Origin of the sequence: Pararhizobium gei (assembly GCF_029223885.1) — a bacterium.
Taxonomy (GTDB): Bacteria; Pseudomonadota; Alphaproteobacteria; order Rhizobiales; family Rhizobiaceae; genus Pararhizobium; species Pararhizobium gei.
This window is the reverse complement of the sequence record NZ_CP119409.1, coordinates 3,632,965-3,651,360: the sequence shown is the minus strand read 5'-3', so window position 1 is coordinate 3,651,360 and position 18,396 is coordinate 3,632,965. Positions and strand designations below refer to the sequence as shown.

Genomic DNA, 18,396 nt, shown 5'->3' with positions numbered 1-18,396 from the left:
GTAAAGGCGGCAGGCTGCCTGTTTTTTTGCAATGTCCGCAATGGGCCGGTAGCCGTCATTCGCGGTGCGACCCCAAGCTCCCAGGCCCAGCAGACAGATCCCTACGCTTCACGTTAGGTCACCGCTTGATCCACCGGCGCGATGGCGCCGCGACCGAGTTTCGCACCACGAGATCAGGGCGTAGAAGAATTTCCGTTTCGGCTGGCTGGCCGTTGGACAGGAGTTCCAGCAGCAGGGCCATGGCGTGCTTGCCGATCATCGTGCGTGGCTGGCGGATCGTGGTCAACGCCGGCGACATGAAGGCGGCCTGCGGCACGTCGTCAAAACCCGTCACCGAAAAATCGACCGGAATATCGTAACCGCGGGCGCTGAGACCGATCATCACGCCAATCGCCGTCTGGTCGTTGACGCACATGAAAGCGGTGGGCAGGGTGTCGCGCATGAAAAGCTGCTCGATGGCCAGCCGGCCGCTTTCCACGGTGCCGTCTCCCTCAAGAACGGTCCGCAACTCCACTCCGACGCCTGCAGCATCCAGGCCCGCCTCGTAGCCCATGCGCCGCCGGCTATAGGCAAGCCGCGTGCGGGAATCGCCGATGAAGGCGATCTTTCGATGCCCTTCGGCCAGCAGGAGATCAACAGCCTTGCGGGCGCCCTCGGTGTCATCGACGCCGACATAGGGAATGCCGCCATTGAAGACCGGCTCGAAGACGCCGACGCTGGGCGGAAGTCTCGCCGTCATCGTCTGATGACCAAACGGCAGAATTCCCGTGAACAGAATCAGCCCCGCCGCCTGGTTCGAATTGAGGAACTTCAGGTATTCCAGGCCGCGTTGCGCGTCGTTCTGCGTGTGGCCGATGAGGATGCCATAGCCGTGAGCGCGCGCTTCGTTTTCAAGCCCGACGAGAATATTGGAAAAATTCGGATCGCCGATATCCGGCGCGACGACGAGAATCATGTTTGAGCGACCAAGCCTCAGGCTGCGTGCCATGGCATTGGTGGTATAGCCGGTGATGGCGATCGCCTGGTTCACCTTCAGCCGCGTCGAGTTCGCCACCTTCTCCGGCATATGGATTGCCCGCGAGACAGTCGCGATGGAAACCTCGGCGATCCGAGCGACATCTTCAATCGTTGCGGGCGTGGAATTCGACAATGCAGTCCGCCTTGGTCTGGTCTGCGCCGGACACTACACAGACTACCCGGGAGGTCAAAGCCCACCTGCGGGTTTTCTGCCGTATCCAACGATGTAAACCTTTACATGCATAATGTAAAGGTTTACAGAGGTCGAAGCGGATGGGAGCCGCGCAGGAGGAGCTATGATTTCGGAGGCCGCCGACACCATCGTGTTGTCCGCGAGACGCATCAGCAAGTCGTTCAGCGGCGTGCAGGTTCTCTTCAGTATCAATTTCGATCTTCGCGCTGGTGAAATTCATGCGCTCATGGGCGAGAACGGCGCTGGGAAATCGACTCTGGTCAAGATCCTGTCGGGCTTCGAGGAGCCGACCTCCGGCGAAATCCTGCTGGACGGCCAGCCGGTCAAGCTGCCCGCCAATGGTGCGGCTGAAGCGCTCGGCATTGTAATCATTCACCAGGAATTCAATCTTGCGGAGCATCTGACCGTTACCGAGAGCCTGTTTCTCGGCCGCGAGGTAACGCGCTTCGGCATGCTCGATCGCACCCATATGCGCTCCGAAACACGCCGCGTTCTCGATCTGCTCGGGTCGCATGTCGATGAGAATGCGATGATCGGCACATTGTCGATTGCTGACAAGCAGATGGTTGAGATTGCCAAGGCGATCAGCCGGGATGCCCGGGTGGTGTTCATGGACGAGCCGACCGCCGTGCTGTCGCGCGAGGAAACCAGTTTTCTGTTCAAGCAGGTGCGCAAGCTGCGCGATCAGGGCACGAGCTTCGTGTTCGTGTCGCATAAGCTTGACGAGGTCATGGAACTGACCGACCGGGTGACCGTGCTGCGTGACGGCCAGTGGATCAAGACGTCGCCCACATCGGTCCTCGATGGAGAATCCATCGCGCAGCTGATGGTCGGCCGCGAGCTTTCGAGCCTCTATCCGGCCAAGAACGAGCCCAATGTTGACGAAGAGATCATGCTCAACGTGACATCCCTGTCGACCGGCTATGTCAGGGACGCAAGCTTCTCCGTCCGCAAGGGTGAAATCCTCGGCTTTTCCGGAATGATCGGATCCGGCCGCACCGAACTGATGGAGGCGGTGGCCGGCTTGCGGGCCAGGGCGTCCGGCGAGGTTGTCATCAAGGGGCAAACCGTGTCCTCCGGCGACGTGCACGCGACAAACCGTTGCGGCCTCGCCTATATGACCAAGGATCGCAAGTCCAAGGGACTTCTGCTCAACTCCGGCATGACGGCAAACCTGACACTTCAGTCGCTCGACAGGCACGGGAAGTTTGGCTACCTCAGCCCGAAAAGCGAGGCATCGGCCCTGGAGCGCGCCCGCCGTCGTTTCGATATCCGCGTTCGTGACGGCAGTATCGCTGCCCGCCGCATGTCCGGCGGCAACCAGCAAAAGCTGCTTCTTGCCAAGGTCATGGAAACCGAGCCGGACGTCATCATCATCGACGAGCCGACGCGGGGCATCGATGTCGGCACCAAGCAGCAGATCTATCATTTTATCTCGGCGCTGGCCCGCGACGGACGGTCGATCATCGTCGTGTCGTCCGAGATGCCGGAGGTCATCGGCCTTTGCACGCGTGTGGCCGTGATGCGCGAGGGACGGATCGTCGGGATGCTGGAGGGCGATGAAATTTCCGAGCAGGAAATCATGCGTTATGCAGCCGGTTTGAAGAAAAAGGCGGTTGCCTGATCGCGGCTTGTATCTGCGAAAAGGCATTAAAAGCGAGTTCCCAGGGATAATGGGACGGGAGGCGGGTTACTCAATGAACGTGAATGAGGAAACAAGAGAAATACGGCGCCGGAGTTGGCGGGATGTCGATCTTCGGGCCATAGCTCCCTTTGCGGCTTTGATCCTGCTTCTGATCCTCGGGGCGCTCGTCAATCCGAATTTCATCAGCATCAACAACCTTGCGAATGTCGCGACCCGTAGCGCCTTCATCGCGATCATCGCGGTTGGCGCGACCTTTGTCATCTCGTCGGGGGATCTTGATCTGTCTGTCGGATCGATGGTCGCCTTCGTTGCCAGCCTGATGATCATCTTCATGAATTCCGGCGTTATCGCCGACCCTGCCTTGATGCTGACGGCTGCCATGGCGTTTACGATCGTCGCGGGCGGTCTCTGCGGTTTTGCCAACGGTCTGATCACCACCGTCGGCAGGATCGAGCCGTTTATCGCCACCCTCGGCACGATGGGCATCTACCGCGGCCTGACGACGTGGCTGTCGCAGGGGGGCGCGATCACCTTGCGCGAGCCGGCGCTCCAGGAGCTTTACCGCCCGGTCTATTTCGGCTCCATCCTCGGCCTGCCGGTGCCGATCGCCATCATTCTGGCCGTGACCGCCGTCGCCGCCTTCATCCTTTACAGAACCCGGTACGGCCGGCATGTGGTGGCGGTGGGTTCCAGCGCCGATGTCGCCCGCTACTCCGGCATTCCGGTCAATCGGGTGCGCACCATCGCCTTTGTCATCCAGGGGCTTTGCGTGGCCATTGCGGTTCTTCTTTACGTACCGCGCCTCGGTTCGACGTCGGCGACGACGGGCATTCTCTGGGAACTCCAGGCGATCACCGCGGTCGTGGTCGGCGGCACGGCGCTGAAAGGCGGCGCGGGCCGGGTCTGGGGCACCATCTGCGGCGCCTTCATCCTGGAACTGGTCGGCAATATCATGCTGCTGTCCAACTTCATCAGCGAATATCTGATCGGCGCCATACAGGGCTCGATCATCATCATTGCGATGCTCGTTCAGCGCTCGCTGGTACGGAAATCGTGAACTGGCGGGTCCATGGGTCGCCCGCTTCAAGAAAAATGACCTGAACTGCTAGGGAGAGAGAACATGCGTAAAGGACTATTCGGCGTTGCCGCAGTCGCCATGATGGCGCTGACAGGCGTCGCCAACGCGCAGGAGGAAAAGAAGGTCACGATCGGCGTTTCGATCCCGGCCGCCGACCATGGCTGGACGTCCGGTGTGGTCTTCCATGCCGAGCGTGTCGCAAAGCTATTGATGGAACAGCATCCGGGCCTCAACGTCATCGTCAAGACCTCGCCGGATCCGGCCAGCCAGGCGAATGCCGTACAGGATCTCGAGACCCAGGGCATCGATGCGCTCGTGATCCTGCCATCCGATCCGGATCCGCTGGTCAATGCCATCAAGGAAGTCAAGAGCAAGGGCACGTTCGTCGCCATCGTCGATCGCGCACCGTCGGTCAACGACAATACGGTCCGTGACCTCTATGTGGCGGGCAACAATCCGGCGCTCGGCCAGACGGCCGGCGAGTATATCAAGGCAACCACGCCGGACGCCGAAGTGGTGATCATCCGGGGCTTGCCGATCCCGATCGATCAGCAGCGCCAGGACGGTTTCGACAAGGGCATCGAAGGCTCCAATGTGAAGGTTCTCGATCGTCAGTTCGGCAACTGGAACCGTGACGACGCTTTCAAGGTCATGCAGGATTATCTGACCAAATATCCGAAGATCGACGTGGTCTGGTGCCAGGACGACGATATGGCTGTCGGCGTGCTGCAGGCGATCGATCAGGCCAAGCGCACCGACATCCAGTATGTCGTGGCCGGTGCCGGCTCGAAGGACATGATCAAGAAGGTCATGGACGGCGACAAGATGATCCCGGTCGATGTGCTTTATCCGCCAGCAATGGTCGGTACGGCGCTCGAGATGACCGTTGCCAATTTCTACGGTCAGGTTCCGGTTCGCGGCGTCTATACGATCGACGCGACGCTCGTCACCAAGGAAAATGCCAAGGACTTCTACTTCCCCGATTCACCGTTCTGATCCGGGCCTGACATCTGAGCTGCCCGTGGCATGACGCTGCGGGCAGCTTTTTGTCGGGGAGTTTTTCTGAAATTTGATCTGAGGCAGATTGCCGGTAGGCGCAAACGTGCTAGTTTCCCGTCTCCCTGTAACGTTTCAGGTCAAGCCATTACTATCGGATGTACGTACACCAGAGATGGTTCAAAGTGTTTCAGTGGCCGGGGCGAGCGGTCATTCTTTCGACGGAGGAGACGACAGATGAAGACCATCAAGGGCCCGGCGCTTTTTCTCGGGCAGTTCGCGGGTGATGCCGCTCCTTTCAATTCCTGGGATTCCATCACCAAATGGGCTGCAGACTGCGGCTATATCGGTGTTCAGGTCCCGACATGGGCCAGTCAGCTGATCGACCTGAAACAAGCCGCATCCTCAAAGGATTATTGCGACGAATTTGCCGGCAAGGCACGGGAAAACGGTATCGAAGTGACCGAGCTTTCGACCCATCTCCAAGGCCAGCTGGTCGCGGTCAACCCGGTTTATGACGAGGCTTTCGACGGTTTTGCGGCGCCGGAAGTGCGCGGCAATCCGAAGGCGCGGCAGGAATGGGCGGTCGAACAGGTGAAGATGGCGCTGACCGCGTCACAGCATCTCGGCATCAAGGCGCATGCGACTTTTTCCGGCGCGCTTGCCTGGCCCTTCATGTATCCGTGGCCACAACGCCCGGCCGGTCTGGTGGAGACCGCGTTTGACGAACTGGCGCGCCGCTGGAAGCCGATCCTCGATCATGCTGAAGACTGCGGCGTCGATGTCGCCTATGAAATCCATCCCGGCGAGGATCTGCACGATGGCGTGACGTTCGAGATGTTTCTTGATCGCGTCGGCAACCATCCTCGCGCCAACATGCTCTACGATCCCTCGCACTATATCCTTCAGTGCCTGGATTATCTGGAGAACATCGACATCTACCACGAGCGCATCAAGATGTTCCACGTCAAGGACGCGGAGTTCAATCCGACGGGACGCCAGGGCGTCTATGGCGGTTACCAGGGCTGGGTCAATCGGGCCGGACGGTTCCGCTCACCGGGCGACGGCCAGGTCGATTTCGGCGCCGTATTCTCGAAACTGACGGCCAATGACTTCGACGGCTGGGCCGTGGTCGAATGGGAATGCGCGCTCAAGCACCCGGAAGACGGCGCGCGCGAAGGCGCCGAGTTCGTTAGGCATCACATCATCCGAGTGACGGAAAAGGCATTCGACGATTTTGCCGATAGCGGCACGGACGATGCAGCCAACCGGCGCATGCTGGGGCTTTGAGGCTCAGACCATTCCGTTTGAGGCGGGGTAGCCCTCCGCAAACTCAGAAATTCAAGGGAGAAACACAATGCCCATCGAAGGAAGCTCTTCGGAAACCCGAGACAAGCGCATTCGCCTCGGCATGGTCGGCGGCGGGTCGGGCGCCTTTATCGGCGCCGTCCACCGCATGGCCGCTCGGCTCGACGATCATTTCGAACTGGTGGCCGGCGCGCTGTCGTCCACACCGGAAAAAGCCAAGGCGTCGGGTGCCGAACTCGGCCTTGATCCGGCCCGCAGCTATTCCGATTTCAAGGACATGGCGATCCGAGAGGCCAAGCTGAAGAACGGTATCGAGGCGGTTGCGATCGTCACGCCGAACCATGTGCATTACGACGCGGCTAAAGAATTCCTGAAGCGTGGCATCCACGTCATCTGCGACAAGCCGCTGACTTCGACGCTCTCGGATGCGCGCAAGCTGAAGAAGCTGGCGGACGAAAGCGACGCGCTGTTCGTGCTGACCCACAACTACACCGGCTATCCGATGGTACGGCAGGCCCGTGAAATGATTGCCAATGGTGATATCGGTGCCGTCCGCCTGGTCCAGATGGAATATCCGCAGGATTGGCTGACCGAGAATATCGAACAGTCCGGCCAGAAACAGGCTGCGTGGCGCACCGACCCGTCGAAGTCCGGAGCCGGGGGCTCCACCGGGGACATCGGCACCCACGCCTATAATCTCGGCGCCTTTGTGTCCGGTCTCGAGCTGGAGGAGCTTGCCGCCGATCTTGACAGCTTCGTCGAGGGCCGGGCGCTCGATGACAATGCGCATGTGATGATGCGCTTCAAGGAAAAGGACGGCCAGCGTGCCAAGGGCATGCTCTGGTGCAGCCAGGTTGCTCCCGGCCACGAGAACGGTCTGATGGTGCGCGTCTACGGCACCAAGGGTGGGCTCGAATGGACCCAGAAGGACCCAAACTACCTCTGGTACACGCCGTTCGGCGAGCCCAAGCGCCTGATTACCCGCGCCGGTGCCGGTGCCGGTGCCGCCGCCGCCCGTGTTTCCCGCATTCCATCCGGCCATCCCGAAGGCTATCTGGAAGGCTTCGCCAACATATACACAGAGGCTGCCCGTGCAATCTTCGCCAAGCGTAAGGGCGAGGCCGTCGATCCGGCTGTCATCTATCCGACCATCGACGATGGTATGAAGGGCATGGTGTTCGTTGATGCCTGCGTCCAGTCTTCCAAGCGCAACGGCGCCTGGATCAGGGTTTAGTCTGCCGGGCTTTATCCGGTTCGCGCTTGCTGTTATGCTAACTATTATTGTCTCCTTGGCTGGCAGAAAGGAAAGGGCATGGCGAGCAGCGCGAACCTTGGGCAGCATTTGGAAGACTATGTGACCGATCTGGTGGCAAACGGGCGCTACAAGTCTCGAAGCGAAGTGCTGCGAGAAGGTGTCCGGATGATCGAGGACCGCGAGAAGAGACTGGCCGCACTCGATCTTTCGATCGCCCGCGGGCTTGCGGATGTAGAGGCTGGCCGAGTGAAACCTGCCAAGGATGTGCTCGCACGCCTTGTCGCGAAATATGAAGGTGGGATGAAAGACGGCGATTCGTGATCGTCGTTTTTACCGACGCAGCCGAGGCGGATATCGAGACTATCGCGGATTATATCTCCCATGATAACCCGGCGCGTGCAGTAACCTTTGTTCGGGAGTTGATCGATCGCTGCGAGCGGTTGTCCCAATCGCCGCATGCTTTTCCGCTTGTTCCGCGCTACGCGAATTCCGGCGTTCGAAGGCGTCCTTATCGCGGCTACCTGATCTTTTATACAGTCGGCGCAGACAGGATCGAAATCCTGCACATACCGAATGGCGTCCAGGACTATGAAGCCATTCTTTTTCCTGAAACATGAATATCGCATCTTTGTCCCGAACAAATCCTACCGCGTTTCGCAAAACGCGCGGTTGACATTTTCACAGACCATTTTACTGCAACGTTGCAGTTATGCCGTCCATCCGGAGTATTCCATGACCGACCCCAAGACCCTTGCAGCACGCTTTCCCGGCGATTTCATTTTCGGCGTGGCGACGGCCTCGTTCCAGATCGAGGGTGCGACCAAGGCCGATGGCCGCAAGCCGTCCATCTGGGATGCCTTCTCCAACATGCCGGGCCGGGTGCACAACCGCGACAATGGCGACACGGCCTGCGATCACTACAACCGTCTGGATGAAGATCTCGATCTGATCAAGAGCCTTGGCGTCGAGGCCTACCGCTTCTCGATCGCCTGGCCGCGTATCATCCCGGAAGGCACCGGCCCGATCAACGAGAAGGGCCTGGATTTCTACGATCGTCTCGTCGATGGCCTGAAAGCACGCAATATCAAGGCTTTCGCAACGCTCTATCATTGGGACCTGCCGCTGGCGCTGATGGGTGACGGCGGATGGACGGCGCGTTCCACGGCCTATGCCTACCAGCGCTATGCCAAGACGGTGATTGCCCGGCTCGGCGATCGCCTCGATGCGGTGGCGACATTCAATGAGCCCTGGTGCTCCGTCTGGCTCAGCCATCTCTATGGCATCCACGCTCCCGGCGAGCGCAACATGGATGCAGCGTTGCATGCGCTGCATTTCACCAATCTGGCTCATGGGCTGGGCGTGGCGACCATCCGTGAGACACAGCCGAACCTGCCCGTCGGCATCGTCATCAACCCCATGCATGTCTATGCCGGCAGCGACAGCGCGGAGGATCAGGCCGCGGCAGAGCGGGCCTTCGACTTCCACAACGGCGCCTTCTTCGGTCCGATCTTCAAGGGCGAATACCCTGACCGGTTCCTCTCCGCCCTCGGCCATCGCATGCCTCGGATCGAGGATGGCGACATGGAGACGATAAGCCAGGCGATCGACTGGTGGGGCGTCAATTACTACACGCCGATGCGCGTGTCCCACGATCCGGCCGAGGGCGCGGAATTCCCGGCAACTGTTGCAGCGTCCTTCGTCAGTCCGGAAAAGACCGATATCGGCTGGGAAATCTTTCCGCAGGCGCTGGGCGATCTCATCCGCACCGTCAACGAACGCTATTCATTGCCGGATTGTTACATCACCGAGAATGGCGCGGCCTATAATATGGGCGTCGAAAACGGCGTCGTCGACGATCAGCCAAGGCTCGACTACATCGCCGAGCACCTCGCCGTTACGGCCGACCTGATTTCGGAGGGCTATCCGATGAAGGGCTATTTTGCCTGGAGCCTGATGGACAATTTCGAATGGGCCGAGGGTTACACGATGCGCTTCGGTATTGTTCACGTGGACTATGATACACAGGTCCGCACGATCAAGAAGAGCGGACACTGGTACAAGGAACTGGCCCAGCAGTTTCCGAAGGGTAATCATGCGGTTGGCGGGTGATACCTTGGCGACGGCTGAAATCTAGGAGGCTTCCCCCCTCTGTCGGCGCCGCCGACAGAGGGGGGAAGCCTCCCCGATCTCCAGGCGACGATCGGGAACACCCGACACTGCGACGTTCAACTTCCCAGATGCCTGCCACCACGCTTCTTCGCCAGTTGGATCTGCTGCTGGCGCTGGCGGTAGCGCATCCGGTCTTCCGGTGTGCGGGTGTCGTAACAGTGCACGCATGAAACGCCTTCTTCGTGGTGGGGCGATGCGAGGCTCTCCGGCGTCAGGGGCTGGCGGCAGGCGTGGCAGAGGGTGTGGTCTCCCTCTTTCAGTCCATGGGTCACAGAGACCCGGTCGTCGAAGACGAAGCAGGCGCCATCCCACAGGCTGTCCTCTTCCGGCATGTCCTCCAGATATTTCAGAATGCCGCCCTTGAGGTGGTAAACCTCCTCAAAGCCCTGATCCTTCATGAAGGCCGTCGCCTTTTCGCAGCGAATACCGCCGGTGCAGTACATGGCGATTTTCGGCTTATTGTGCAGGCCGGGATTGTTCTTCACCCAGTCCGGAAAGTCGCGGAAACTTTTGGTCTTGGGGTCGAGCGCGCCGCGAAAGGTGCCGATTGCCGTCTCATAGTCGTTGCGCGTGTCGATGACCAATGTATCCGGATCCGAAATCAGAGCGTTCCAATCCGCCGGTGCAACATAGGTACCGACGATCCGGTTGGGGTCGATATCCTCGACGCCCATGGTGACGATTTCCTTTTTCAGTCGCACCTTCATGCGCAGGAACGGCATGGCGGATGCCCGGCTTTCCTTGTGCTCCAGGCTCGAGAATTCGCGTTGGCTGCGGAGGAGGGCGAGAACGGCGTGAATGCCGGTGTCCGTGCCGGCGATGGTGCCGTTTATGCCCTCATGCGCCAAAAGCAGCGTGCCTTTCACGCCGTTGTCGTCGCAGACCTGCTGCAGCGGAGCCCGAAAATCCGCGAACCGCTCGAACGCAACGAAATGGTAGAGGGCCGCTACCAGAAATTGGCCGGCGGTGTCCTGCAGGGGTGTATGTGCATTGTCTGTCATGGGGCGTGAAATACAGCGTTCGGCGTTTTCGTGCAATCACCCAGAGGAAATGCGGCCCGGACGTGCTCCGGGCCGCATGCCTGCTCAGATGCCATCCGGTGTGAAGACCCGCAAACGGTGACCATCGGGATCGCTGCCGGTAAAGGTGTAGCCAAAGTCCATCGCCACGGGCTCCTGCAGGATCGTAACGCCTTTCCTGATCCATTCGGAATGCAAAGAGTCGACGCTTTCGCGACCCTCGACGGATATGGCGATTTCGCTTCCGCCTGCATCCACGATCACCTTCGGCTCTATGTTCTTTCTGGCCCAGAGACCGAGCTTGGTGGTCTCGTTCATCTCGAAAAGCGCGAAACCGGGTGAAAGTTCGAGTGGTGTGGCGCCGAATACCAGCTGATAGAAATTGGCGCTTTCAGCCGGATTATCGACGGCAAGGAGGATATAGTCTGCTTTCATGATGTGTCTCCCTCATATGAGCAGAGACGGTCTATCGCGGCATGCTGTCAGTTTCTGGCAGCAGGAATTACATGTCGCTCGGGATGTTGTGCACACGCCGCCATTCGGCCAAAAGCTGTTGTCGCGTCTGCGGCACGCGCTGGTCGGTCACGATCATGGAGCCGATCCGTTCGGCGCGGAAATGGCGGAAATCGTCGCGCAGTTCGCACCAGGCGGCGAGCACGCGCGTTTCCTCGAAGTAGCCGAGCGCGAAGGGCCAGACGCGCCTGCTTGTCGTGCGGCCATTTATATCGGCATAGCCGATGTCGAGCTTGAACCCCTGCCTGATCGCGTCGCGCAGGACGGCCATGTCCGTGCTGCCGACCTTCGGTCTGAGTTTTGAGGAGACGAGCAGCGAGTTGGTCTCCAACTCGTGCCTGAGATCGGCAGGCAGTACGGCGGCGATCTTCGTAATGGCGTTGCGGGCCGCGTCCTTAAGTCCATCATCGGCACAGGCCGCCACCCAGCGGGCGCCAAGCACCAGCGCCTCGATTTCCTCCTCACTGAGCATCATCGGCGGCATCAGAAAACCGGGCCGCAGGACATAGCCGAACCCCGGCGCGCCTTGGATATCGGCACCCTGCGCCTGCAGCGTCGCGACATCCCGGTAGAGCGTGCGCAGGCTGATCCCCATGCGCTCGGCCAGAACACTGCCACTGACCGGGCGCCGATGGGTGCGCAAAAGCTGGATGAGATCGAGCAAACGGGCGGAACGTGACATGTCTCACCATATGGCCGTGGATCGGCAAGATCGCTTAAAACCCGACAGGGAGGGTCGCAAGGGACTGGTTCGAATAGCGCGGGTCGCCGGTCACTTCGGTGCCCAGCCATGGAGGCAGATCAGGCTTGTCGGCCTCCGTCCTCATTTCAACCTCCGCAATAACCAGTCCGAGATGGACGCCGGCATAGACATCGATTTCCCACATGAAACCCTCGTGCTCCACCCTGTAGCGGGTTTTCTCGATGATGACGCCGATCGCCTTTGCGATCAGATCTCTGGCATCGGCAACGGGAATGTCGTACTCGAACTCGTCGCGTGTCAGAGGCCCGCTGCCAATCTTTATCGTCAATCTGGCATGGGCATCGTCCAGCAACCGGACGCGTGTCGAGCGGTCGTCCATCGTAACGACATAGGCCTGAAGCAGAGATGTGCCACGATCGGCCCGTGCGCGCCAGCCATCGGATGAGACAAGAAATTTCCGTTCTATTTCCTTGGCCATGCGCGTCCCATATCCTTTCGGCCAGATTATAGAATTTTCGCCCCGCAGCAAGGCATGGCCTGGCCGATCGGACGGGTGATGCGGTTGTCATGACAGCGATGCCGTTATCGGATAGGATTCACGTCTTCCGTCTCGACAAATCTGGACGGGAGGCGTATTTCGACTGCACATTTCAATCGTTTTAAAGACAGAGGCGTTCGCCATGAGCAAGAAATCGGATCACCTACTTTCCGTTCTGAAACTGCAGCCCGTCGTTCCTGTGCTGATCATCGATGACCTGTCGATTGCGGTCCCGTTGGCACGCGCGCTGGTCGCGGGCGGTCTGAGGGCAATCGAGATTACCCTGCGCACGCCGGCGGCACTGGAAGCCATCCGGGCTGTCGCAAACGAGGTGGAAGGCGCCGTGGCCGGCGCCGGAACCATTCTCAATGCGGCTCAGTTCGAAGCCGCCGTCGAGGCAGGCTCGCAGTTCATCGTTAGCCCCGGCACGACGCAGGAACTGATCGATGCGGCCAACGATTCCGACATTCCTTTGCTGCCGGGTGCTGCCACTGCGAGCGAGGTCATGGGCTTGCGCGAGGAAGGCTACGAGGTAATGAAGTTCTTCCCGGCCGAACAGGCTGGCGGCGCGGCCTATCTGAAATCGCTGTCATCCCCGCTCGCCGGAACGCTGTTCTGCCCGACCGGAGGGATTTCCCTGTCGAATGCCAGGGAGTATCTGTCGCTGCCGAACGTCGTTTGCGTCGGCGGTTCCTGGGTCGCGCCGAAGGATCTCGTCGCAAAGGGTGATTGGGCCGGCATTACAAGGCTTGCCGCCGAAGCCTTCGCGCTCAGGGGTTGAAGTCCATCTGTCTTGGCCCATGTCGGGGGCGGATATGAGCAATACGACAGCACTGGTTCGGGAAGCCGTCGGTGCCTTGCGTGACGGCGGTATCGTCGTCGATCTCTTCGGCGGCTGGGCCGAAGAGCTTTTGGGCCTCCGCCCTCCGGGACCACATCGTGATCTCGACCTTGTGTATCGAGCCGGCGATTTCTCGGCGCTCGATGCTTTTGTCGAAGAAAAGCCCGACGTCTTCAGGGTCGTTCACGAAAAAGCATTTTTCCATAAACGAGCTTTTGTGTTTAAAGATGTGCTCTGCGAAGTTCTCCGGGTCGAGAACGCCGAAACGGACCCCGTTACGATTTTTTGGGGTGACACGCCTTTTCATTGGTGCCTGCCATTCCTGCACCAGTCTGTACTGCCGGACTGGATAGAGATTACTGTCGTTCATGACCACAATCTTCGAAAATATCGCACCGACTTCACGCTGACGGAAAATCACAGATGGCGAGATCCGGCGTCCCGGGTTTCAAGACGAACACACGGTTAAAACACCTGTTTCATTGAGTTTGCTTTCCGTCCTTCCTATTTCACATCCAAGTTCAACCGGCCAACGGAGTGTGCCCGTATGTTTGACGCGAAGAAATTGCTGGACCAATTCCTCGGCTCTCAGGTTCCGGGAGCAGGCGGTTCCGTACGTGATCGCGCTGGACAGTTGACGCAGGTTGCGAAGGACAATCCCCTGAAGACCGGTGCCCTTGCCGCAATCCTGCTTGGCACAGGCACGGGCCGGGAGGTGGCAGGCACGGCCCTGAAACTTGGCGGCCTCGCTGCCATTGCCGGCCTCGGCTACCAGGCTTACAAGAATTACCAGGCTGGCAACGCGCCCGTGGCGACAACACCACAGACACAGCCGGAACTGTTGCCGCCGCCGGCAGACTCCGGTTTCGAGCCAGCGGTCATCCGCAACGACTTCGTTCTCGTGCTTGTGCGGGCCATGATCGCAGCCGCCCGCGCCGATGGTCACATAGACGAGGCCGAGCGGGCGCGGATCATGGACAAGGTCAAACTTTCCGGCCTGGATTCGGAATCCGAACAGTTCCTGAAGGACGAGCTGGCAAGTCCGGTCGATCTTGATACCATCGTCTCTGCCGCTCGCACCGAGGAAGAGCGGGTTGAACTGTACACGGCATCGCGCCTCGCTATCGAGCCCGACAGCCGGGCGGAGCGCGGTTATCTCGATCTTCTGGCTGGCCGTCTCGGTCTTCCCGATGCCTTGGTCGATCATATCGAGGCAACTGTATCATCTGCCAAAACCGCGGCCGGCGATGTCGCTGTGGCTGCGCCACGCAGTTCGGTTCCCCAGACAGGCGAAACACCGATCAAATCACCTTGGTGATCCCGGTGATGGATCCATCACCAGTTTGCATTTGTACAGCCGTCTGAGCTGTCCTATGCCTCCTGAAATCTATCGCAAACCGGTTGGCTGTCAGGTTCGCCGGTTTCGGACGTTTGACAGGAGAGCGGAGAATGCAGGATCTGACCAACTGGACAGGCTGTCCGGCGCCGGCGCCGGTGACACTCGAAGGCCGTTATGTCCGCATCGTACCCTATGATCGCACAGCGCATCTGGGCGCGCTTTGGCAGGCCTTCGGCGGCCTCGCCATCAATGCCCGTCTCCAATATTTTGCACAGGACGATTTCCGTGGCGTCGAAGATTTCGATGCATGGCTGACGGCGGTTCAGAAATCCGGCTGGATCACGGAAGTGTTCCTAGACAGGAGTAGCGGGGCCGTCGCCGGCATGGCGAATTACATGCGCCCTGATCCAGCCAACGGCGTGGTCGAAGTCGGCGGCGTCGCACATTCCGCGGCCATGGCGCGATCGCCGCTGTCGACCGAGGTCCATTATCTGATGGCGAAGCACGCCTTCGAGGATCTGGGTTACCGCCGCTACGAGTGGAAATGCGACAACCGCAACGAGCCGAGCAAAACCGCGGCCCGTCGCCTTGGTTTTACCTTTGAAGGTGTCTTCCGCCAGCATATGCTCTCAAAGCGCGCCAATCGCGATACGGCCTGGTTTTCGATGATCGACGGTGAGTGGCCGTTGCTGAGGGAAGCGTTCGAGTCCTGGCTTTCACCGGAAAATTTTGCGGAAGACGGCAGCCAGAAACGCAGGCTCGATGATATTCGCGCGGCCTTGGTGAAAGAGGAGACGGCATGAGCCTTCCAGAGAAGAAAGAGCGGTCGCCGGCTATCGCTGCGGCGATTATCCTGCTGGTCGTCGGCGCCGGCTTTTTCGTGCTGCCGGCAATCATGCTGTTCCTGGGCGAGATCTCGCCCTGGCTTGCGGCTGCGGTCGGGGCCGCTTTCGTGCTGGCTTTCTTCATGATATTTTGGCTGCGGGCCCGCTACCAGCGGCGCAGGGGGCTTTGACGTTCTCAGCCCTGCAGAGCCGCGCCGAGCAACACGATGCCGAGCACGAGAACCAGCACCGCGCCCGATATTTCGATCCCGTTCGTGATACGCATTGCCGCGTTACCGTTCCCGGCATAGCGGACGGCGAAATCTTTGGCTGTCACGGCAAGCGTCGCAAGGACCGACACCGTGATGGCGGTGCCGATGGACATGGCGAAGACGGACAGGACGCCGCCGAGAAACAGCCCGTTCAACAGCGCGAAACTGAGGACGATCAGCGCGCCGGAGCAGGGGCGCAGCCCGACGGCGACGATAGCAGACCAGGCTTCGCGAAGGGCAAAGCGGTCGCCTTTCAGCATGGACGGATCGGGCGCATGGGCGTGACCGCAGGTCGCGCAGACGTCGCCGGCCGCGTGGCTGTGTCCGGCCTCATGATGATGGCCGTGGCCTGAATAGAGATCGTGCCGATGCCTATGGCTGTCGGTGACGGACGACCGGGTCTCCAGTAAGCTTCTGATCTTGCGAAACAGCAGCCAGCCGCCGAAAGCGGCGATCAGCGCGTAGCTCGTCACTTCAAGAAAATGGGTCGCCTGCGTCATCGTTATGGACGATCCGCGCAGCACGAGATAGGCGGCGCCGACCAGAAGGATGGCAACGGCGCCCTGCATCAAGGACGAAACGAAGGAGAGAAAGACGCCGCGCTTTAGCTCGGTCTCGTTGGCGATCATGTAGGAGGAGATCACGGCTTTGCCGTGGCCGGGGCCGGCGGCATGGAAGACGCCATAGGCAAAGGAAAGGCCGATCAACGACCAGAGGTGCCAAGGGTTTTCGCGCATTCCCTTCAGCGCCGTCGTCAGTGTATGGTAGAAGCGTTGCTGCTCCATGTTCACCCAGGCGAAGAAGCCGCCGAAGATGCCCGTCGTCTGGAAGGATGGCTCCGCAGTGCCGATCCCGAGCGGCGATTGTGCGTGGGCGGCAGCAGCGAAAAGGGCCGTTACCGCGAGCGCCGTGAGGAAAACACGTCCCCGATGCGGCGTGCTCAGCATTGGAACTCGATCCTCGTCGCAAACATCTTCGACATGTCTGTTCCCGTCGGGTCGGTGAAAAACGCATCGGTCAGGCTTGCCTGATTCTGCGCCAGGACTTCGTCTGGGTCCGGCCGAACGACCTTGTGCGCGCAGGCGTTCAATTGCTCGCCAACCGCGACCAGATCCCCGTCCGTCGGGAAGTCCATGGCTGTGTACATTGTCGGATCGTAAACGCCGAAGGACATGCTGCCCTTCAGCGGAACAGGCTCTGCCGGCTTGACGGAGAACATCAACAGTAGCTGCCCGTCCTTGTAGTCGGCGGCGATCGCGTCGGGCCTGGTGACCTTTACCGATTTTCCGTTGTCCATGATGGTCGTGTAATAATTATACTCCTGAAGCGAATCGAGAACCGTCTGGCCGACCTCCTGCAGTTCGTCGGCGTCCAGCTGCGCGTTGGAATTCTTGTCGAAATCCATGACGACGCTGGAAGAGAACAATTCGTCGAATCGCCAGACATTGCGCAATTCCGTGATCTGATTGGTGGCATCCGCCACGATTTCCAGCCGTGCTTCGGCAAAGATATGCGGATGCGCGAGGGCGGCGCAGGGAGCAAGACAAACCGCGGATACAAGAACAAGGGAGGATGGCTTCATGGGTTCATCAATCTCTTCGCTGTCCGCGTCGCGCGCACCTTCTGGTGATGCCCTATGCATTGTTTGCAAAATGGGACGAAATTGGGACTTTGCCTGCGGCACATTCGTTACGCCGTCGCGTTTTTCCGAAACCAGTCATGCAGGAAATCGACCAGCGTGCGCACCTTCGTCGGCAGGTAGCGCCGATGCGGATAGATTGCGTAGATACCTCGATCCTTGGGCAAATAGGTTTGCAGGATCGGAACGAGCAAGCCCGCCGCAATCTTCGGTCGCGAGATGAATTCAGGGATTGCGGCAATGCCCATGCTCGATTCGGCAGCGCGTACCGCAGCAAGGGGGCTGTTGATTTCGATCGGACCGCCGACGGGAACGCTGAAGCTGGTGCCGTCAGGATCGACGAAGCGCCAATTGCTGTAGGAACGGCCGTTGGTGTCGATGATACAGGCATGGCGCGACAATTCCGAGGGATGGTCGATAGGTCCGCTTTTCTTCAGAAAATCCGGCGAGGCGCAAATCTGTACCTGGAAGTCGTCAAGCTTCCGGGCGATCAGCGTTGAGTCTTCGAGTTTCGTGATGCGTATCGCCACGTCGAAGCCTTCCTCGACGAGATCGACAAACCGGTCGTCGGAAATGATCTCGAGCGACAATTCCGGATGTGCTTTGCCGAAATCGATCAGCGACTGCCCGATTTCCGCATCGACGAAAGTTCGCGGCGCCGAAATGCGCAAGCGCCCCTTGAGATCGGAATTGCCGGCGCGCACGAGGTCGGCGAGGTTATCGATTTCCTTCAGGATTTCCGAGGCCGTGCGATAATAGACATGTCCAGCCTCGGTCAGCGAAAATTGCCGTGTGGTGCGGTTGAGGAGGAGGGCACCGAGTTCGTCCTCCAGTTCACGCACATATTTGGACAGCAGCGCCTTGGAGCGCCCGATCTTTCGGGCAGCGGCGGAAAAGCCCTCTGCATCCACCACGTCAATAAAGGCGCGAATGCGGGTTAGTGTATCCATGAAAGACGGGTTCCGTGCATGTTGATGGCGCTTGACGCGACTGTTCAGGAAATGTGAACGGTTCGCCCGATCCTGTCCATTCAAAAAAACTGCTCTG

The 18,396-nt window shown here is 59.7% G+C and carries 21 protein-coding genes; 12 read left to right on the top strand and 9 right to left on the bottom strand.

Annotated elements, in window-relative coordinates:
* Nucleotides 1–118 precede the first annotated feature (118 nt).
* A complete protein-coding gene (locus PY308_RS17780; protein ID WP_275785224.1) occupies nt 119–1,150 on the bottom strand; it encodes a LacI family DNA-binding transcriptional regulator in 1,032 nt (343 codons plus the stop codon).
* 163 nt (nt 1,151–1,313) lie between these two features.
* Between PY308_RS17780 and PY308_RS17775 the strand changes: the two genes are divergently transcribed.
* The 8 genes from PY308_RS17775 (at nt 1,314) to PY308_RS17740 (ending at nt 9,601) form a co-directional block, all read left to right on the top strand.
* Nucleotides 1,314–2,834 (top strand): sugar ABC transporter ATP-binding protein, encoded by a 1,521-nt coding sequence (locus PY308_RS17775; RefSeq protein WP_275785222.1) that lies wholly within the window; start codon nt 1,314–1,316, stop codon nt 2,832–2,834.
* A gap of 73 nt (nt 2,835–2,907) precedes the next feature.
* Nucleotides 2,908–3,912 carry an ABC transporter permease gene (locus PY308_RS17770; protein WP_275785219.1) on the top strand — a complete coding sequence of 335 codons (1,005 nt, stop codon included), beginning with the start codon at nt 2,908–2,910 and terminating at the stop codon, nt 3,910–3,912.
* Nucleotides 3,913–3,975: 63 nt separating this feature from the next.
* Nucleotides 3,976–4,929 carry a substrate-binding domain-containing protein gene (locus tag PY308_RS17765; protein ID WP_275785217.1) on the top strand — a complete coding sequence of 318 codons (954 nt, stop codon included), beginning with the start codon at nt 3,976–3,978 and terminating at the stop codon, nt 4,927–4,929.
* A gap of 237 nt (nt 4,930–5,166) precedes the next feature.
* Nucleotides 5,167–6,219 carry a sugar phosphate isomerase/epimerase family protein gene (locus PY308_RS17760; protein ID WP_275785214.1) on the top strand — a complete coding sequence of 351 codons (1,053 nt, stop codon included), beginning with the start codon at nt 5,167–5,169 and terminating at the stop codon, nt 6,217–6,219.
* Between the two features lie 67 nt (nt 6,220–6,286).
* Nucleotides 6,287–7,471 (top strand): Gfo/Idh/MocA family protein, encoded by a 1,185-nt coding sequence (locus tag PY308_RS17755; RefSeq protein ID WP_275785212.1) that lies wholly within the window; start codon nt 6,287–6,289, stop codon nt 7,469–7,471.
* 78 nt (nt 7,472–7,549) lie between these two features.
* Nucleotides 7,550–7,813 (top strand): type II toxin-antitoxin system ParD family antitoxin, encoded by a 264-nt coding sequence (locus PY308_RS17750; protein WP_275785211.1) that lies wholly within the window; start codon nt 7,550–7,552, stop codon nt 7,811–7,813.
* On the top strand, nt 7,810–8,109 hold the full coding sequence (locus tag PY308_RS17745; RefSeq protein WP_275785210.1) for a type II toxin-antitoxin system RelE/ParE family toxin: 300 nt from the start codon (nt 7,810–7,812) through the stop codon (nt 8,107–8,109). The genes PY308_RS17750 and PY308_RS17745 overlap by 4 nt, the downstream gene beginning before the upstream one ends.
* A 115-nt stretch (nt 8,110–8,224) precedes the next feature.
* Nucleotides 8,225–9,601, top strand: coding sequence for a GH1 family beta-glucosidase (locus PY308_RS17740; protein ID WP_275785209.1), 1,377 nt, complete (start codon nt 8,225–8,227; stop codon nt 9,599–9,601).
* 116 nt (nt 9,602–9,717) lie between these two features.
* Here the strand turns inward: PY308_RS17740 and trhO are convergent, their stop codons facing one another.
* The 4 genes from trhO to PY308_RS17720 form a co-directional block, all read right to left on the bottom strand.
* The gene (trhO, locus tag PY308_RS17735) at nt 9,718–10,662 is read right to left on the bottom strand and encodes an oxygen-dependent tRNA uridine(34) hydroxylase TrhO (RefSeq protein ID WP_275785206.1); all 945 of its coding nucleotides are present in this window, start codon (nt 10,660–10,662) and stop codon (nt 9,718–9,720) included.
* Nucleotides 10,663–10,746: 84 nt separating this feature from the next.
* Nucleotides 10,747–11,115, bottom strand: a complete 369-nt coding sequence (locus PY308_RS17730) for a VOC family protein (RefSeq protein ID WP_275785203.1) — start codon at nt 11,113–11,115, stop codon at nt 10,747–10,749.
* A gap of 67 nt (nt 11,116–11,182) precedes the next feature.
* Nucleotides 11,183–11,875 (bottom strand): helix-turn-helix transcriptional regulator, encoded by a 693-nt coding sequence (locus tag PY308_RS17725; protein ID WP_275785200.1) that lies wholly within the window; start codon nt 11,873–11,875, stop codon nt 11,183–11,185.
* 34 nt (nt 11,876–11,909) lie between these two features.
* Entirely contained in the window at nt 11,910–12,374 is a 465-nt protein-coding gene (locus PY308_RS17720) for a CYTH domain-containing protein (RefSeq protein WP_275785199.1), read from the bottom strand.
* Between the two features lie 202 nt (nt 12,375–12,576).
* On the opposite strand from PY308_RS17720, the gene PY308_RS17715 reads away from it, so the two are divergent.
* On the top strand, nt 12,577–13,215 hold the full coding sequence (locus PY308_RS17715) for a 2-dehydro-3-deoxy-phosphogluconate aldolase (RefSeq protein ID WP_275785198.1): 639 nt from the start codon (nt 12,577–12,579) through the stop codon (nt 13,213–13,215).
* Here the strand turns inward: PY308_RS17715 and PY308_RS17710 are convergent.
* Entirely contained in the window at nt 13,205–13,645 is a 441-nt protein-coding gene (locus PY308_RS17710; protein WP_275785197.1) for a hypothetical protein, read from the bottom strand. The genes PY308_RS17715 and PY308_RS17710 overlap by 11 nt on opposite strands.
* Before the next feature lie 177 nt (nt 13,646–13,822).
* Between PY308_RS17710 and PY308_RS17705 the strand changes: the two genes are divergently transcribed.
* The 3 genes from PY308_RS17705 to PY308_RS17695 all read left to right on the top strand — a co-directional run bounded on the left by PY308_RS17705 (nt 13,823) and on the right by PY308_RS17695 (nt 15,629).
* Nucleotides 13,823–14,593 (top strand): tellurite resistance TerB family protein, encoded by a 771-nt coding sequence (locus PY308_RS17705; protein WP_275785196.1) that lies wholly within the window; start codon nt 13,823–13,825, stop codon nt 14,591–14,593.
* A gap of 131 nt (nt 14,594–14,724) precedes the next feature.
* A complete protein-coding gene (locus tag PY308_RS17700) occupies nt 14,725–15,417 on the top strand; it encodes a GNAT family N-acetyltransferase (protein ID WP_275785195.1) in 693 nt (230 codons plus the stop codon).
* A complete protein-coding gene (locus PY308_RS17695; protein ID WP_275785192.1) occupies nt 15,414–15,629 on the top strand; it encodes a hypothetical protein in 216 nt (71 codons plus the stop codon). Before PY308_RS17700 ends, PY308_RS17695 begins: the two co-directional genes overlap by 4 nt.
* A gap of 5 nt (nt 15,630–15,634) precedes the next feature.
* Here PY308_RS17695 and PY308_RS17690 read toward each other — a convergent pair whose 3' ends face one another.
* The 3 genes from PY308_RS17690 to PY308_RS17680 form a co-directional block, all read right to left on the bottom strand.
* Nucleotides 15,635–16,657, bottom strand: a complete 1,023-nt coding sequence (locus PY308_RS17690) for a nickel/cobalt transporter (RefSeq protein ID WP_275785190.1) — start codon at nt 16,655–16,657, stop codon at nt 15,635–15,637.
* Nucleotides 16,651–17,292, bottom strand: a complete 642-nt coding sequence (locus PY308_RS17685) for a DUF1007 family protein (protein WP_275785189.1) — start codon at nt 17,290–17,292, stop codon at nt 16,651–16,653. Before PY308_RS17685 ends, PY308_RS17690 begins: the two co-directional genes overlap by 7 nt.
* Before the next feature lie 107 nt (nt 17,293–17,399).
* Nucleotides 17,400–18,299 carry a LysR family transcriptional regulator gene (locus PY308_RS17680; protein ID WP_275785188.1) on the bottom strand — a complete coding sequence of 300 codons (900 nt, stop codon included), beginning with the start codon at nt 18,297–18,299 and terminating at the stop codon, nt 17,400–17,402.
* Between the last annotated feature and the right edge of the window lie 97 nt (nt 18,300–18,396).

Coding starts and splice junctions, on each gene's coding strand:
- PY308_RS17775 (WP_275785222.1), top strand. CDS start 1,314: ATGATTTCGGAGGCCGCCGACACCATCGTGTTGTCCGCGAGACGCATC.
- PY308_RS17770 (WP_275785219.1), top strand. CDS start 2,908: ATGAACGTGAATGAGGAAACAAGAGAAATACGGCGCCGGAGTTGGCGG.
- PY308_RS17765 (WP_275785217.1), top strand. CDS start 3,976: ATGCGTAAAGGACTATTCGGCGTTGCCGCAGTCGCCATGATGGCGCTG.
- PY308_RS17760 (WP_275785214.1), top strand. CDS start 5,167: ATGAAGACCATCAAGGGCCCGGCGCTTTTTCTCGGGCAGTTCGCGGGT.
- PY308_RS17755 (WP_275785212.1), top strand. CDS start 6,287: ATGCCCATCGAAGGAAGCTCTTCGGAAACCCGAGACAAGCGCATTCGC.
- PY308_RS17750 (WP_275785211.1), top strand. CDS start 7,550: ATGGCGAGCAGCGCGAACCTTGGGCAGCATTTGGAAGACTATGTGACC.
- PY308_RS17740 (WP_275785209.1), top strand. CDS start 8,225: ATGACCGACCCCAAGACCCTTGCAGCACGCTTTCCCGGCGATTTCATT.
- trhO (WP_275785206.1), bottom strand. CDS start 10,662: ATGACAGACAATGCACATACACCCCTGCAGGACACCGCCGGCCAATTT.
- PY308_RS17730 (WP_275785203.1), bottom strand. CDS start 11,115: ATGAAAGCAGACTATATCCTCCTTGCCGTCGATAATCCGGCTGAAAGC.
- PY308_RS17725 (WP_275785200.1), bottom strand. CDS start 11,875: ATGTCACGTTCCGCCCGTTTGCTCGATCTCATCCAGCTTTTGCGCACC.
- PY308_RS17720 (WP_275785199.1), bottom strand. CDS start 12,374: ATGGCCAAGGAAATAGAACGGAAATTTCTTGTCTCATCCGATGGCTGG.
- PY308_RS17715 (WP_275785198.1), top strand. CDS start 12,577: ATGAGCAAGAAATCGGATCACCTACTTTCCGTTCTGAAACTGCAGCCC.
- PY308_RS17710 (WP_275785197.1), bottom strand. CDS start 13,645: ATGAACGACAGTAATCTCTATCCAGTCCGGCAGTACAGACTGGTGCAG.
- PY308_RS17705 (WP_275785196.1), top strand. CDS start 13,823: ATGTTTGACGCGAAGAAATTGCTGGACCAATTCCTCGGCTCTCAGGTT.
- PY308_RS17700 (WP_275785195.1), top strand. CDS start 14,725: ATGCAGGATCTGACCAACTGGACAGGCTGTCCGGCGCCGGCGCCGGTG.
- PY308_RS17695 (WP_275785192.1), top strand. CDS start 15,414: ATGAGCCTTCCAGAGAAGAAAGAGCGGTCGCCGGCTATCGCTGCGGCG.
- PY308_RS17690 (WP_275785190.1), bottom strand. CDS start 16,657: ATGCTGAGCACGCCGCATCGGGGACGTGTTTTCCTCACGGCGCTCGCG.
- PY308_RS17685 (WP_275785189.1), bottom strand. CDS start 17,292: ATGAAGCCATCCTCCCTTGTTCTTGTATCCGCGGTTTGTCTTGCTCCC.
- PY308_RS17680 (WP_275785188.1), bottom strand. CDS start 18,299: ATGGATACACTAACCCGCATTCGCGCCTTTATTGACGTGGTGGATGCA.